The organism is Allosphingosinicella sp. (assembly GCF_036570505.1).
Taxonomy (GTDB): Bacteria; Pseudomonadota; Alphaproteobacteria; order Sphingomonadales; family Sphingomonadaceae; genus Allosphingosinicella.
This window is the reverse complement of sequence record NZ_DATCYB010000115.1, coordinates 1-14,052: the sequence shown is the minus strand read 5'-3', so window position 1 is coordinate 14,052 and position 14,052 is coordinate 1. Positions and strand designations below refer to the sequence as shown.

The 14,052-nt window shown below is 66.0% G+C and carries 13 protein-coding genes and 1 pseudogene; 5 read left to right on the top strand and 9 right to left on the bottom strand.

The window, feature by feature from the left end; all coding sequences use genetic code 11:
- A pseudogene (locus tag VIR62_RS14950) lies at nt 1-125 on the top strand (IS630 family transposase); the annotation flags it as partial.
- A 43-nt stretch (nt 126-168) separates the two neighbouring features.
- Here the strand turns inward: VIR62_RS14950 and VIR62_RS14945 are convergent.
- Nucleotides 169-1,023, bottom strand: coding sequence for a class I SAM-dependent methyltransferase (locus tag VIR62_RS14945; protein WP_431872555.1), 855 nt, complete (start codon nt 1,021-1,023; stop codon nt 169-171).
- Nucleotides 1,024-1,071: 48 nt separating this feature from the next.
- Here VIR62_RS14945 and VIR62_RS14940 point away from each other — a divergent pair, with 48 nt between their 5' ends.
- Nucleotides 1,072-1,263, top strand: coding sequence for a hypothetical protein (locus VIR62_RS14940; protein WP_431872554.1), 192 nt, complete (start codon nt 1,072-1,074; stop codon nt 1,261-1,263).
- 269 nt (nt 1,264-1,532) lie between these two features.
- Here the strand turns inward: VIR62_RS14940 and VIR62_RS14935 are convergent, their stop codons facing one another.
- Entirely contained in the window at nt 1,533-3,053 is a 1,521-nt protein-coding gene (locus VIR62_RS14935) for a CpaF family protein (protein WP_431872552.1), read from the bottom strand.
- A 118-nt stretch (nt 3,054-3,171) separates the two neighbouring features.
- On the opposite strand from VIR62_RS14935, the gene VIR62_RS14930 reads away from it, so the two are divergent.
- A complete protein-coding gene (locus VIR62_RS14930) occupies nt 3,172-3,627 on the top strand; it encodes a DUF6265 family protein (RefSeq protein WP_431872551.1) in 456 nt (151 codons plus the stop codon).
- A 65-nt stretch (nt 3,628-3,692) separates the two neighbouring features.
- On the opposite strand, the gene VIR62_RS14925 is transcribed toward VIR62_RS14930, so the two are convergent.
- The 5 genes from VIR62_RS14925 to VIR62_RS14905 form a co-directional block, all read right to left on the bottom strand.
- Nucleotides 3,693-3,959: an ATP synthase F1 subunit epsilon gene (locus VIR62_RS14925; protein ID WP_431872549.1), complete on the bottom strand. Its 267-nt coding sequence runs from the start codon at nt 3,957-3,959 to the stop codon at nt 3,693-3,695.
- 110 nt (nt 3,960-4,069) lie between these two features.
- A complete protein-coding gene (gene atpD / locus VIR62_RS14920) occupies nt 4,070-5,530 on the bottom strand; it encodes a F0F1 ATP synthase subunit beta (protein WP_431872548.1) in 1,461 nt (486 codons plus the stop codon).
- 183 nt (nt 5,531-5,713) lie between these two features.
- The gene (locus tag VIR62_RS14915) at nt 5,714-6,595 is read right to left on the bottom strand and encodes a F0F1 ATP synthase subunit gamma (protein WP_431872546.1); all 882 of its coding nucleotides are present in this window, start codon (nt 6,593-6,595) and stop codon (nt 5,714-5,716) included.
- A gap of 67 nt (nt 6,596-6,662) precedes the next feature.
- Complete coding sequence (atpA, locus tag VIR62_RS14910; protein ID WP_431872545.1) at nt 6,663-8,204, bottom strand: F0F1 ATP synthase subunit alpha; 1,542 nt, start codon at nt 8,202-8,204, stop codon at nt 6,663-6,665.
- 2 nt (nt 8,205-8,206) lie between these two features.
- Nucleotides 8,207-8,761 (bottom strand): F0F1 ATP synthase subunit delta, encoded by a 555-nt coding sequence (locus VIR62_RS14905; protein ID WP_431872543.1) that lies wholly within the window; start codon nt 8,759-8,761, stop codon nt 8,207-8,209.
- Nucleotides 8,762-9,059: 298 nt separating this feature from the next.
- On the opposite strand from VIR62_RS14905, the gene ada reads away from it, so the two are divergent.
- Nucleotides 9,060-10,097 (top strand): bifunctional DNA-binding transcriptional regulator/O6-methylguanine-DNA methyltransferase Ada, encoded by a 1,038-nt coding sequence (gene ada, locus VIR62_RS14900; RefSeq protein ID WP_431872541.1) that lies wholly within the window; start codon nt 9,060-9,062, stop codon nt 10,095-10,097.
- Complete coding sequence (locus tag VIR62_RS14895) at nt 10,097-10,564, top strand: DUF1203 domain-containing protein (RefSeq protein WP_431872540.1); 468 nt, start codon at nt 10,097-10,099, stop codon at nt 10,562-10,564. The genes ada and VIR62_RS14895 overlap by 1 nt, the downstream gene beginning before the upstream one ends.
- A 15-nt stretch (nt 10,565-10,579) precedes the next feature.
- Here VIR62_RS14895 and VIR62_RS14890 read toward each other — a convergent pair whose 3' ends face one another.
- Both VIR62_RS14890 and VIR62_RS14885 read right to left on the bottom strand, forming a co-directional pair.
- Nucleotides 10,580-12,100 (bottom strand): hypothetical protein, encoded by a 1,521-nt coding sequence (locus VIR62_RS14890; RefSeq protein WP_431872538.1) that lies wholly within the window; start codon nt 12,098-12,100, stop codon nt 10,580-10,582.
- Nucleotides 12,101-12,191: 91 nt separating this feature from the next.
- The coding region (locus tag VIR62_RS14885) for a primosomal protein N' (RefSeq protein ID WP_431872536.1) at nt 12,192-14,052 on the bottom strand (1,861 nt) is incomplete at its 5' end.

Genomic DNA, 14,052 nt, shown 5'->3' with positions numbered 1-14,052 from the left:
TGCTCCGCAAAGCCGCCGAGCGAACCACCGAAAACACATGGAAGCGCATCGGCTCACTCCTCGACACCTTCAGCCCAGCCGAATGCCAGAACTACCTCGCCAACGCCGGATACGCGTCAATGTAATCTCATCCGGCTCTAGGCCCTCTCCCGCGTTGGGGAGAGGGACTCATTCCGGTTTCACGAACTTCAGGGTCATGCGGTCGCTTTCGCCGATGGCTTCGTATTTCGCGCGGTCGACGTCCTTGTTGGTGTAGGTGGGCGGCAGGGCCCAGACGCCGCCGGGATGATCGTGCGTGTCCTTCGGGTTGGCGTTGACGTCGGAGGCCTCGGCGAAGCGGAAGCCGGCCTTCTCCGCCAGCGCCTTGATCGTGGACACTTTCACGTAGCCGCTCTGCTTCTCGCGCGCCGCGTCGGCGTCCTCGGGCAGGCGATGCTCGACCACGCCGAAGGTGCCGCCGGGCTTCAGCACGCGGAACGCCTCGGCGAAGACGGCCTCGGCGATCGGCGTGTTGTTTTCCGAGCCCAGCCAGTTGTGGACGTTGCGGAACGTGAGGACGACGTCGGCGCTGCCAGCGGGGATGGCGCTGGGCTGCTTGCCGGGATCGACCGGCGCGGCCGTGACGTGCGAATAAACGGGATCGCTCGCGATCTTCTTCGCGATGCTGTCGGCGGAGCGGCCGACCGACGGCACGACATAGAGCTTGCCGGCCTCGCCGATATAGGGCGCCAGCACCTCGGTATACCAGCCGCCGCCGGGCCACAGCTCGACCACCGTGTCGCCGGGATCGACTCCGAAAAAGGCGAGCGTCTCGGTCGGGTGCCGATATTTGTCGCGCGCTACGTTGGCGGGCGTGCGGGTCGGCGCGGCGAGGGCGGCAGCGAGCACGCTATCGGCGGCGGGCACCGCTTGCTCGTGGGCGGCCGCCTTGTCCTCCTGCGCCATGCAGGCGCCGGCGGGAATAATGAGCGCGCTCAGCAGCGCGGCGCGAAACAGGGGCGCTTTGATTAGGGTCTGGCGCATCGGGCTTCTCTCCTCCAATCGGGTGCCGTTTCTCATGACGGACCGGAAATGACGACGCAAGCGATACTCTGGACCCTGGCCGGTGCGGCGGCGATGGCGGCGGCGGCCGCGGGCCTCGCCGAATGGCGCCGCTCCAAGCGCCGCGACCTCGACCGACCCGGTTGGATGCCCTGGACGCTGATCCAGGTCCTCGCCGGCCTCGCCGCCGTCATCGCGGCGGCGCTGGCGCTGAAGGTGTGACGGCGCCGAAGATTACAAAGATTACGCCCTAAATACATTCCATTTCATCAAAGACGGCAGTTTGATCGAGCCGATCGATTGGTTCGATCGAGCCTCGAAAGAGGCTGACAGACGAAATCCTACATTGGAAGGGGGTTTTTGGGGCGGCGCGCCAAATTCGTCACGGCCGGCGTTAAGGCCGTCATGCCGGACCTGGCATTCCATATTTTCTTAATCGGAGTCGCAAGGAAGGTGGACCCCGGATCAAGTCCGGGGTGACGGCTTGTGCGTTACAGACAAGCTTCCAAGTAAGGCTGATCAAACCCGAACTGCTTGGCCTTCTCCAGCGTGTAGGGCCTCAACCCCATGCTCCGGTATTCGCCGATGATCTTGCCGTCGGCGGCTTCGTCGAGATATTCGAACTTGAACAGCTCCTGCGTCACGATGACGTCGCCTTCCATGCCGATCACCTCGGTGACGTTGGTGGTGCGGCGGGTGCCGTCGCGGAGGCGCTTCACCTGGACGATGAGATCGACAGAGTCGGCGATCTGACGGGAGATGGCTTCCTTCGGCACCTTGATGTCCGACATCATCACCATGTTCTCCATACGCGCCAGGCATTCGCGTGGGCTATTGGAGTGCAGGGTCGCCATCGAGCCGTCGTGGCCGGTGTTCATGGCGGCCAAGAGATCGAAACATTCACTGCCGCGGATCTCGCCGAGGATGATGCGGTCGGGACGCATGCGGAGCGCGTTGATGACGAGGTCGCGGATGGTGATCGCGCCCTGGCCTTCGAGGTTAGGCGGGCGGGTTTCGAGCGGGAGCCAGTGCGGCTGCTGAAGCCGAAGCTCGGCCGCGTCCTCGATGGTGATGACGCGCTCGCCGGGGTCGATGAGCTTGGAAAGCGCGTTGAGCATCGTCGTCTTGCCCGAGCCGGTGCCGCCCGAAATGACGATGTTCATACGCGACGCGCCGGCGATCTTGAGGCAGGTCGCCATCTTGTCCGACATCGAGCCGAAGCCCTTCATCATGTCGAGCGTGATCGGCTTTTCGGAGAATTTGCGGATCGAGATCGCCGTGCCCTTCAAGGACAGCGGCGGCACGATGACGTTGACGCGGCTGCCGTCCTGGAGGCGGGCGTCGGCGAGCGGCGTGGTCTGGTCGACGCGACGGCCGACCTTGTTGACGATCCGCTGAGCGATCTGGAACAGATGCTCCTCGTCGCGGAACTGGATCTGGGCGAGCTGGAGCTTGCCCTTCTTCTCGATGAAGGTCTGGTTCGGGCCGTTGACCATGATGTCGGAGATGTCGGGGTCGTTCAGCAGCTCTTCGAGCGGTCCGAGGCCGAGCAGCTCGTCGACCAGCACCTTTTCGAGCGCGAACTGCTCGCGGCGGTTGAGATTGATTTTCAGCTCGGCAAGCACCTCGCCGATGATCGGGCGGAATTCCTCGGCCAGCTCGTCCTTGGAGAGGGTGGCGGCGGCCTCGGGATCGACGCGTTCCAGGAGGCGGGGAAGGACCTGCTCCTTGATGCGGTGGATCGAGGCCTCGAAGCCTTCGTTCTTGGACGTGGCTGAGTCGCCCGACAGGGCCATGCGGTCGGCGAGGCGGGACATCGCATCGCCGGGCGCGGGCTCCAGCGGGGCGCCGTCGTCGGAAATGGGGAGCGATTCGAGCGGCGGGAACTGCTCGCCGCCGTCTTCGGGAGCGGGCACGGGCGCCGCGCCGCCGGGGCCGCCCTTCATGGGCCGAGCGACACCGAAAGAGGGACGCTGTCCCGGTCCGCCGCCTCGCCGTCCAAATGCACTCATGCCCGTGCGACCCTCATCTCAATTGCGCGCGACGCTGGTGAATAGGCGGGAAACTTTGACAATTGCCTAACCGGACGGAGGAGCGGATGATCGGCGGGAACACGAGAGGAGAGGCGGCATGAGGATGGGCGGTGTCGCGGCGGCGGTGCTGGCGGGGCTCGCGACCCTCGCCGCGGCGCCAGCGGCGGGGGTGGAGGATCTCATCTGGCTGAGCGGCTCGTGGGCGAGCCGCGAGGGCGATCGGTGGACCGAGGAATGGTGGACCCCGCCCAGGGGCGGCATCATGATCGGCGCGGGTTTCTCAGGGCGCGGCGAGACGGCGACGAGCTTCGAGCATATGCGGATCATGGCGGGGAAGGATGGCGACGTCGCCTTCCACGGCATGCCGGGCGGCGCGCCGGCGGTTCGATTTCCGCTGGTGAAGGGCGGGAAGGGCGAGGCGGTGTTCGAGAACCCGGAGCACGATTATCCGCAGCGGATCAGCTACCGGCTGGAGGGCGAGACGCTGGTGGCGACCACATCGCTGATGGACGGGAGCAAGCCGCAGAGCTGGACGTATCGGCGGATGAACTAGGTCCCCGCGAAAGCCGGGGTCCAGTTTCAGACGCCGTTCTGGGACCCGGCTTTCGCCGGGAACGCTCAGGCCGGAACGTCGGCCTTTTCGGCAAGCACGGTGAGGCCCTTGTCGTTCACTTCCGCGAAGCCGCCTTCGATGGCGATGCGCTCTGGTTGGGCGCCGGCGGTCTTGTAGATGGCGACTTCGCCGTCGCGGATGGTCGACATGAAGGGGGCGTGGCCGGCGAGCACGCCGAATTCGCCCTCGCTGCCGGGGACGACGACCATGTGGACGTCCTCCGAGCGCACGAGCTTTTCGGGGGTGACGAGTTCGAAGTGGAGATCGGCCATTTTTCTATCCTCTCCCCTCCCGCAAGCGGGAGGGGCTGGGGGAGGGAATGTCGATGGGGGAGGTTACAGGCTCTCCCCCGACCCCTCCCGCTTGCGGGAGGGGAGTTGCGTTACGCCGCCTCGGAGGCCAGCTTCTGGGCCTTGGCGACGGCTTCCTCGATGCCGCCGACCATATAGAAGGCGGCTTCGGGGAGGTGGTCGTATTCGCCGTCGACGACTGCCTTGAACGATTTGATCGTGTCCTCGACGGGCACGAACTTGCCGGGGATGCCGGTGAACACCTCGGCGACGTGGAAGGGCTGGGAGAGGAAGCGCTGGATCTTGCGCGCACGGGCGACGGTCAGCTTATCCTCTTCCGAAAGCTCATCCATGCCGAGAATGGCGATGATGTCCTGCAGCGACTTGTACTTCTGCAGCACTTCCTGGACGGCGCGGGCGGTCTCGTAATGCTCCTGGCCGACGGTGCGCGGCTCCAGCACGCGGCTGGTAGAATCGAGCGGGTCGACGGCCGGATAGATGCCGAGTTCGGAGATGGCGCGGTTGAGCACGGTCGTCGCGTCCAAATGCGCGAAGGACGTGGCCGGCGCTGGGTCGGTCAGGTCGTCCGCGGGGACGTAGATGGCCTGGACCGAGGTGATCGAGCCCTTGTTGGTCGAGGTGATGCGTTCCTGAAGGGCGCCCATGTCGGTCGACAGGGTCGGCTGGTAGCCCACCGCCGACGGGATGCGACCGAGCAGCGCCGACACTTCCGAGCCCGCCTGGGTGAAGCGGAAGATGTTGTCGACGAAGAAGAGCACGTCCTGGCCCTCTTGGTCGCGGAAATATTCGGCGATGGTGAGGCCGGAGAGGGCGACGCGGGCGCGGGCGCCCGGCGGCTCGTTCATCTGGCCATAGACGAGGGCGACCTTGGAGCCTTCGGAGATCGCTTCACCGGCCTCGTTCTTGGCGATGACGCCGGCATCAAGGAACTCGTGATAAAGATCGTTGCCCTCGCGGGTGCGCTCGCCGACGCCGGCGAACACCGAGGTGCCGCCATGGCCCTTGGCGATGTTGTTGATCAGCTCCTGGATGAGCACGGTCTTGCCGACGCCGGCGCCGCCGAACAGGCCGATCTTGCCGCCCTTGGCGTAGGGAGCGAGGAGATCGATGACCTTGATGCCGGTGACGAGGATGGCGCTCTCGGTCGACTGGTCGACGAACAAGGGCGCGTCCGCGTGGATGGGGGCCGTGTCGGTGGCGCCGATGGGGCCGCGCTCGTCGATCGGCTCGCCGATGACGTTCATGATGCGGCCGAGCGTCTTGGGGCCGACGGGGACGCGGATCTGCGAACCGGTGTCGGTCACCGTCTGGCCGCGGGTGAGGCCGTCGGTCGAGTCCATCGCGATGGTGCGGACGGTGTTTTCGCCGAGATGCTGGGCGACCTCGAGGACGAGGCGGTTGCCGTTATTGTCGGTCTCGAGCGCGGACAGGATCGCCGGCAGCTCGGCATCGAACGACACGTCGACGACCGCGCCGATGACCTGACTGATGCGGCCGACATTGTTGGTAGTGGTAGCGGGGGCGGTTGCCATGACTTCAGTCCCTTGCCTTCTAACTCATCTCGCCAGTCGCGAACTGGCAGCTTTTGCTTGCTTCGTCCCAGCGGCCGCCGCCGTCGAGACATTTATCAATATCCATCCACTCACTGTTCAAGAACCAGATCAGTGCAGCGGCGAGAGGATCACAACCCGCAAGGCCATCCTCCTCTTCGCCATCTACAGCGCCTCGGCGCCCGAAATGATTTCGACGAGTTCGGTGGTGATCGCGGCCTGGCGGGTGCGGTTGTACTGGATCGACAGGCGGTTGATCATGTCGCCGGCGTTGCGGGTCGCGTTGTCCATCGCGGTCATGCGGCTGCCTTCTTCCGAGGCGGCGTTTTCGAGCATGGCGCGGAAGATCTGGACGGCGACGTTGCGCGGCAGGAGCTCGGCGAGGATTTCCTCCTCGTCCGGCTCATATTCGACGGCGGCGCTGACGCCTTCGGCGGCTTCCGCTTTCTCCGGCATCGGCACGGGGATGATCTGCTGCTCGGTCGGCTCCTGGACCAGCACCGACTGGAAACGGGCGTAGAAGAGATGGGCGACGTCGAAGCGGCCGTTCTCGAAGCGCTCGGCGATGTCGCCGGCGATCGCCTGGGCGACCTCGAAGCTCACCTGTTTGAAGGTGGTCGTGTCATACTGGTGGACGATCTGCTTGGGGAACAGGCGGCCGATCACCGCGCGGCCCTTGCGGCCGACCAGGTAGAAATAGACGGTCTTGCCCTCGGCCTGTAGCGCATCTGCCTTCTTGCGGGCGGCGCGGACGATGTTCGAGTTGAACGCGCCGGCGAGGCCGCGGTCCGACGTGCAGACGACGAGGAGGTGCGTCTGGTCGGAGCCGGTGCCGGCGAGCAGCTTCGGGCTCTCGGGGCCGATCGTCACCTTCGAGGCGAGGCTTGTCATCACCGCTTCGAGGCGCGAGGCATAGGGGCGTCCGGCCTCCGCGGCCTGCTGCGCCCGGCGCAGCTTGGCCGCGGCGACCATCTTCATCGCCTTGGTGATCTTCTGGGTCGACTTGACCGAGGCGATCCGCCCTTTGAGTGCCTTGAGGCTGGCCATTTAGTCTCTCTCGTTTACCGGCGAAGGCCGGTATCCAGTCTGGGCCCCGGCCTTCGCCGGGGAACAATCAAGCGAACGTCTTCACGAAATCGCCGATGATGCTCTTGAGCTTGTCGCTGGTAGCATCGTCGAGCGTCTTGGTGTCGCGGATGGTGGTGAGCACGTCGGCATGATCGTTGCGGACGTGGCTCAAGAGCCCGCTTTCGAAGCGGGTGACGGCGTTCACCGGCACGGTGTCGAGGAAGCCGTTCACACCGGCGAAGATGGAGACGACCTGCTCTTCCATCGGCATCGGGTTGAACTGCGGCTGCTTCAGCAGTTCCGTCAAACGCGCACCGCGGTTGAGCAGCTTCTGGGTCGAGGCGTCGAGGTCCGAGCCGAACTGGGCGAAGGCGGCCATTTCGCGATATTGGGCCAGCTCCAGCTTGATCGAGCCGGCGACCTTCTTCATCGCCTTGGTCTGCGCGGCCGAGCCGACGCGGCTGACCGAGAGGCCGACGTTGATGGCCGGGCGGATGCCCTGGTAGAACAATTCCGTCTCCAGGAAGATCTGGCCGTCGGTGATCGAGATGACGTTGGTCGGGATATAGGCCGACACGTCGCCCGCCTGGGTTTCGATGATCGGCAGGGCAGTCAGCGAGCCGGCGCCATTGTCCTCGTTCATCTTGGCGGCGCGCTCGAGCAGGCGACTGTGGAGATAGAAGACGTCGCCCGGATAGGCTTCGCGGCCCGGCGGACGGCGGAGCAGCAGAGACATCTGGCGATAGGCGACGGCCTGCTTGGACAAATCGTCATAGACGATGACGGCGTGCATGCCGTTGTCGCGGAAATATTCGCCCATCGTGCAGCCGGTATAGGGCGCCAGGAACTGGAGCGGCGCCGGCTCGGACGCGGTGGCGGCGACGACGATGGAATATTCCATCGCGCCATTCTCTTCGAGCGCGCGGACGATCTGGGCGACGGTCGAGCGCTTCTGGCCGATGGCGACGTAGATGCAGTAGAGCTTCTTCGATTCATCGTCGCCTTCGTTCACCGTCTTCTGGTTGATGAAGGTGTCGAGGGCGACGGCGGTCTTGCCGGTCTGGCGGTCGCCGATGATCAGCTCGCGCTGGCCGCGGCCGACGGGGACGAGCGCATCCAGGGCCTTGAGGCCGGTCTGGACCGGCTCGTGCACCGACTTCCTCGGGATGATGCCCGGCGCCTTTGTTTCGACGCGACGGCGATTTTCCGGGAGCTCGGCGCCCTCGATCGGGCCCTTGCCGTCGATCGGATTGCCGAGGCCGTCGACGACGCGGCCGAGCAGGCCCTTGCCGACGGGGACGTCGACTATGGTGCCGGTCCGCTTGACGGTGTCGCCCTCGCCGATCTCGGCGTCCGACCCGAAGATGACGGCGCCGACATTGTCGGCCTCCAGGTTCAGGGCCATGCCCTTCACCCCGTTGGCGAATTCGATCATTTCGCCGGCCTGGACATTGTCGAGGCCGTGGATGCGGGCGATGCCGTCCCCGACCGACAGCACGGTACCGACCTCGGAGACCTGGGCCTCGGTGCCGAAGCTGGCGATCTGGTCGCGGATGACCTTGGAAATTTCAGCGGCGCGGATGTCCATTTTCAGCCTTTCATCGCCTGCGCGAGGGTATTGAGTTTGGTGCGGATGGAGCCGTCGATCATCTGGCTGCCGATCTTGACGACGAGGCCGCCCAATATGGCGGGCTCGACGGTGAGATCGACCGCGACGTCGCGGCCGAGACGGGATTTGAGATTCTTCTTGAGCGCGGCGACCTGGTCGTCGCTGAGCGGATGGGCCGAGGTCACTTCCGCCGTGGTCTCGCCGCGATGGGCGGCGGCCAGCAGGTTGAAGGCGCGGATGACGTTGCCGAGCTGCCCCAGACGGCGGTTCTGGGCGAGCACGCCGAGAAAGTTCGCCGTGATGGGATCGAGTTTCATGGCGCTCGCGGTCGCGCCAACGGCCTTCACCGCCTCGTCGCGTGAGATGAGCGGGCTGGTCGTCAGCCGGCGGAAATTCTCCGATTCGGCTAGCGCCGCCTTCAGCGCGGCGAGACTGCCGCCGACCGCCTGAAGCTGCTTTTCGTCACGGGCGAGCTCGAACAGGGCGGTCGCATAGCGCCCCGCCAAACTTGCCTGTATGCCGCCGGAATTCTCCACGCGCCCCTAAACTCCCAGATCGGATGTCGCCCCATGCGAAAAGGGGGCCTCACGAGGAGCCCCCAGATGGGTCGCGCGGGCCGTAGCAGGGGTCATTTGCGGATGCAAGACGGGCGTTTGCTTGTAGTGATCCCGGCGGAAGCCGGGACCCAAGAACATAAGAGTGGGAGTAGTGAACGCCAGCGCCATCCCTGCATTCCGCCGAGTTCTTCGGTCCCGGCTTTCGCCGGGATGACGGATGCGCTTTGACAGCAAGCTTCGGGGTGTAGCGGCTCTTGAGGAGGCATATATAAGCCTCATGAAACCGCAGAAACTCATCGACGAAGAGGCCGCCTGGAGTGCCGTGATGGCGCGGGATCGGACGGCCGACGGGACGTTCGTCACCGGCGTCCTCACCACCGGGATCTATTGCCGGCCGAGCTGCGCCGCGCGGCATCCTCGCCGAGAGAATGTCCGCTTCTTCGCCAGCGGAGCGGAGGCGGCGGAGGCGGGTCTTCGGGCGTGCCTTCGCTGTAGACCGGACGAGGTGACTCGTGAAGCGGCGGCGCTCGATCGGGTGTACCGGCTGCTGGAGCAGGCGGAAACTCCGCCTTCGCTCGACGAGCTGGCCGCCGCGGCCGGCTATTCGCCCCATCATTTCCACCGACTGTTCAAGCGCGCGACCGGGGTCACTCCGGCGGAATATGCGCGCGGAAAGAGAGCACAGACCATGACGACCAGCCTTGAGACCAACGGCCGTGTTACGGACGCCATCTATGACGCCGGCTATTCCGGGCCGGGCCGCTTCTATGCGGACGCCAAGCAGCGGTTGGGCATGACCCCATCGGCCTGGCGAGACGGCGGACGGGGCGAGACGATCCGCTGGGCGACCGCGGAGACGGATCTCGGCACTATGCTCGTTGCGGCGACGGATAAGGGCATTTGCCGGCTGTCCTTCGACGAGGGCGAGGCGGAGCTTCGTCGCCGTTTCCCGATGGCCACGATTGAGCAGGGCGGTGCGGCGATGGCCGATCTCGTCCGGCGGACGGTGGCGGCGGTGAACGCGCCGGAGAAACCGCATGACCTGCCGCTCGACGTGCGCGGCACGGCCTTCCAGCAGGCGGTGTGGCGGGAGCTCCAGCGCATACCGCCGGGCGAGACGCGAACCTACGCCCAGATCGCCGCGGCGGTCGGCAAGCCGGGCGCGGTGCGGGCGGCGGGCTCAGCCAATGGCGCCAACAATGTCGCCGTGCTCATCCCCTGTCACCGCGTCATCCGCACTGGCGGCGCACTTGGCGGCTACGCTTACGGGCTGGAGCGCAAGGAGAAGCTTCTGGCGAGGGAAGGATCGCGATAATGGGCTACCGCGTCAGCGGCCTGCCGCTTGCCGACTTCGAGCCGCTGTTCGGGCTCGACGACGAGGCGCTGAAGGCGCGCAATGTCCTTCGTGTGACGGCTGACAGTAAGCCGGGCTTTCCCTGTCGAGTCACATTGGAGGACGCCGAGCCCGGCGAAACGCTGCTTCTCCTCAATTACGAGCACCAGGCGGCGGCGACGCCCTACCGCTCCAGCCACGCCATCTTCGTCCGCGAAGCGGCGCGATCGGAAGCCGCGTTCGAGAACGAAGTGCCCCCGCTGCTCAGCGGTCGTCTGCTGTCGGTGCGCGCCTTCGACGGCGGAGACATGATGATAGATGCTGATTGCATCGACGGTTCGGAGCTGGAGCCGTTGATCGAGCGAATGCTCGGCGATGGCGCCGCCTACCTCCACGTCCATAACGCCCGGCGCGGCTGCTTCGCGGCGCGGGTCGATCGGTTGGGCTAGCCAGCGCGGTAAGCGTCAGGCGTCTTCTCTGGATGCCTCGGCGGCCCGCCAGATCTTCAGCGCCGCCTCCATGTCGCCGGCGTCGATCTTTCGCATCACCTGCGCAGCGGCTTCGCCGGCTTCGCCCTCATGGGGATCGTACGCTATCGCCGACAGCACGGCCCGGGCTTCGGCCGCATCGCCCTGCACCAGCAGCTGACTGGCCAGGAGACGCCGCAAGGTCCGGTCGTAAGGGGCCAGAACATAGGCGTATCTTAGACCGGTTACGGCATTTGCGGTCGGATCGATGCCTTGCTCGCCAAAGCTCTCATAAAAGAGGATGAGAGGCCCCGGATGATCGGGATCGAGGTGATTGGCGGTCGCCAGCGATCTTCGCGCTTCACTCCAGACGGACGGGTCCGCCGAATTGGCCGTCACGGCCGCCGCGATCTGGGCGCGGCCCTTGTAGATCCAGGCCGCTATCTCTTTCGGATCGGCGGCGATCGCCCTGTCCGCCGCAGCCTCCGCCGCAGCGAAGTTTTCGGCGTCAAATTCAATCTCGGCAAGCCAGGCCTGCACGACCGGATGGTGAGGATAGGGAGCAGCGACGCGGCGGGCGTCGGGCACCAGTTCCCTCGCGACCTTTTCGGTGACGCCGCGACGCGACACCATGCGAACGCCCATCATCGCCGCTTCGCCCGAGTCCAGCGCGCGGATTTCTATCTCTCCCACGTCGATCATCGCCGGATCGACACGGAGCCCGGCCAACTGGTCGCGCTTCTTGTATTTACGAAGCGCGCTTTCCACCGCACGGAGGTTTCCGAAAACCAGCCTGGCGGCTTCGAGGCTCGACTTTCCCCGATTGATCGCCCGCAGATACAGGGCCAACTGTCCCTTCCGCTCGAGCCGAAGATAATGAGTGAGGAGCCATGCCTTTCCGTACAGGCGCTCGACTTCCAGGCTGCTCAGCTGGGACGGCAGCTTGCCGAGCATTTCCGTCAGGGTCAGCGAACTGCTCCGGACGAAAAGCTCCAAGGCCCGATGCTTTGGAGGCGTTCCGAAAGTGACGCTGCCATCCTCGTCGAAACGGGCGGTGGAATAGAATTCCGCCGAACCCTCCACGAACCAGGCCGGATAGGCCGCGGGGTGGTTCTGGTAGAGAAAATGGTGGGCATATTCGTGGAGCAGGACCGACTGGGCGCTCATATTCTGATAGGAATCGCCGATGCTGCGAGGAACGAAGGCCACGGAGCCACCCGCTCGCGGGACGTAGAAGCCCATCAGGCCTCCCCCCATCCGTCCCAGGCGCCGAACGGCGTCCGCATCGTCGACAGCATAGATCGTGATCCGGTTAGCAGGGCCGGGATCGAGGTCGGGCAAGCCATGGATCGCCCGCATCGCCCCTTCGAAACGCTCGAGACGGGTAGCGAACTGTCTCAGCGCTTCTTCGCTGTCCTTCGAATAGATGATGAAATGACTGGATTGCGCCTGGCGCCACTCCGCGGCGGCTGGGCTGGCCCAAGCCAGGATCGCCAGAAAGATCGGCCAAAGACGCATCGATCGCCCCTGTCCCGCGCGAAGCAGGAACCGCTTGTTTCGCAGCCTCCTAGCCTAGCAGCCGGGACCCGATCGACGCAACTGTCCTGGTTTAGAGAAAACTATAGGGATCGACGTCCACCGCCACGCGCACGCCGCGGGGCCACTCCAGCTTGCCGAGCCAGTCGCGGATCACGTCCTGCACGTCGAGGCTGCGGGCGGCATGGACGAGGAGGCGCTGGCGATGGCGGCCGCGGAGCATGGCGAGGGGAGCGGGGGCGGGGCCGAAGACGGCCATCTGCTCGACCTTGGGCGCGGTGCGGCCGATGAGGCGGGCGGTTTCGGTGGTTTCGGCCAGGTCCTCCGACGAGATGATGATGCCGGCCAGGCGGCCGAACGGAGGCATGGCGGCGTCGCGGCGGGCTTCCGTCTCGGCGGCATAGAAGCCTTCGGCGTCGCCGCTGACGAGAGCGCTGATGACGGGAGCGGCGGGCTCGCGGGTCTGGACGAAGACGCGGCCCGGCTTCTCACCCCTGCCGGCGCGGCCGGAAACCTGCATGATCTGCTGGAAGCTGCGCTCGGCAGCGCGAAGATCGCCGCCGGAGAGGCCGAGATCGGCGTCGACGACCCCCACCAAAGTGAGGTTGGGGAAGTGGTAGCCCTTGGTGACTAGCTGGGTGCCGATGACGATATCGATGTCGCCCGCCTCCATCCTCCCGACGAACTCGGCGGCCTTGGCGGGGGACCAGATGGTGTCGGAGGTGACGATGGCGGTGCGGGCGTCTGGGAACAAAGCCTTCACCTCGTCGGCGATCCGCTCGACGCCGGGACCGACGGGAACCAGGCTGTCCTCCTCCTTGCACTCGGGGCAGGCGCGCGGCGGCGGCATGACGTGGCCGCAATGGTGGCAGGCGAGGCGGGAGACCAGACGATGCTCGACCATCCAGGCCGTGCAATTTGGGCATTGGAAGCGATGCCCGCAATGGCGGCAGAGGGTGAGGGGGGCATAGCCGCGGCGGTTGAGAAAGAGCAGGGTCTGCTCGCCGCGCGCCAGATTGGTCTCGATCTCGCGGACCAGGGTCGGCGCCAGCCACCGGCCGCGCGGAGGCGGGTCGGCGAGGAGGTCGATGGCGGCGATGTCGGGCATCTCCGCTACCCCATAGCGATCAGGGAGCTTCACCTCCGCATAGACGCCGATCTCGGCCATCTGCCGCGTCTCGATGGCGGGCGTGGCGGAGGCGAGGATGGCCGGGACCCGCTCCAGCTTGGATCGCATCACAGCGACGTCGCGGGCGTGATATTGAACGCCGTCCTCCTGCTTGAAGCTGGTTTCGTGGGCCTCGTCGACGACGATCAGACCAAGGTTGCGATAGGGCAGGAACAGGGCTGAGCGGGCGCCGACGACGACCAGCGCCTCGCCCGTGGCGATGGCGCGCCAGGCGCGGCGGCGCTGGGATTGGCGCAGGCCCGAATGCCAGGCGACGGGCTCGCAGCCGAATCGCGCGGCGAAGCGCTTCAGGAACGGTTCCGTGAGGGCGATTTCCGGAAGCAGGACAAGGGTCTGGCGGCCCTCGCGCACGGCCTCGGCGACCGCCTCGAAATAGACCTCGGTCTTCCCCGATCCCGTGACTCCGTCGAGGAGGAAGGGCGCGAACTCTCGGGCATCCACGGCATCAATGAATTGCCGCGCGGCTTCCTGCTGCGCGGCTTCCAGCAGCGGCGGCCGATGGTCGGGATCAGGAACCGGGAAGGGATCGTCGACCGAGACCTCGACCGCCTCGACCGCGCCGGCCTTGACCAGTCCCCGGATGACGCCGTCGGACACGTCCGCCGCCAGCGCCAGCTCGCGCACCAGCCCCTGGCGATCGCCGATCCGCTCCAGCGCCTGCGCCCGCTGCGGCGTCATCCGCTCGGGGGCGAGGCCGGTGGCGCGATATTCGGTGACGGTGCGGGCGCCGTCGAGCGCGCTCGCC

Bases quoted from the DNA above. Each gene is read 5' to 3' on its own strand.
- VIR62_RS14895 (WP_431872540.1), top strand. From the start codon at position 10,097: ATGGGCTACCGCGTCAGCGGCCTGCCGCTTGCCGACTTCGAGCCGCTG.
- atpD (WP_431872548.1), bottom strand. From the start codon at position 5,530: ATGGCAACCGCCCCCGCTACCACTACCAACAATGTCGGCCGCATCAGT.
- ada (WP_431872541.1), top strand. From the start codon at position 9,060: ATGAAACCGCAGAAACTCATCGACGAAGAGGCCGCCTGGAGTGCCGTG.
- VIR62_RS14925 (WP_431872549.1), bottom strand. From the start codon at position 3,959: ATGGCCGATCTCCACTTCGAACTCGTCACCCCCGAAAAGCTCGTGCGC.
- VIR62_RS14890 (WP_431872538.1), bottom strand. From the start codon at position 12,100: ATGCGTCTTTGGCCGATCTTTCTGGCGATCCTGGCTTGGGCCAGCCCA.
- VIR62_RS14930 (WP_431872551.1), top strand. From the start codon at position 3,172: ATGAGGATGGGCGGTGTCGCGGCGGCGGTGCTGGCGGGGCTCGCGACC.
- VIR62_RS14945 (WP_431872555.1), bottom strand. From the start codon at position 1,023: ATGCGCCAGACCCTAATCAAAGCGCCCCTGTTTCGCGCCGCGCTGCTG.
- VIR62_RS14940 (WP_431872554.1), top strand. From the start codon at position 1,072: ATGACGACGCAAGCGATACTCTGGACCCTGGCCGGTGCGGCGGCGATG.
- VIR62_RS14915 (WP_431872546.1), bottom strand. From the start codon at position 6,595: ATGGCCAGCCTCAAGGCACTCAAAGGGCGGATCGCCTCGGTCAAGTCG.
- VIR62_RS14935 (WP_431872552.1), bottom strand. From the start codon at position 3,053: ATGAGTGCATTTGGACGGCGAGGCGGCGGACCGGGACAGCGTCCCTCT.
- atpA (WP_431872545.1), bottom strand. From the start codon at position 8,204: ATGGACATCCGCGCCGCTGAAATTTCCAAGGTCATCCGCGACCAGATC.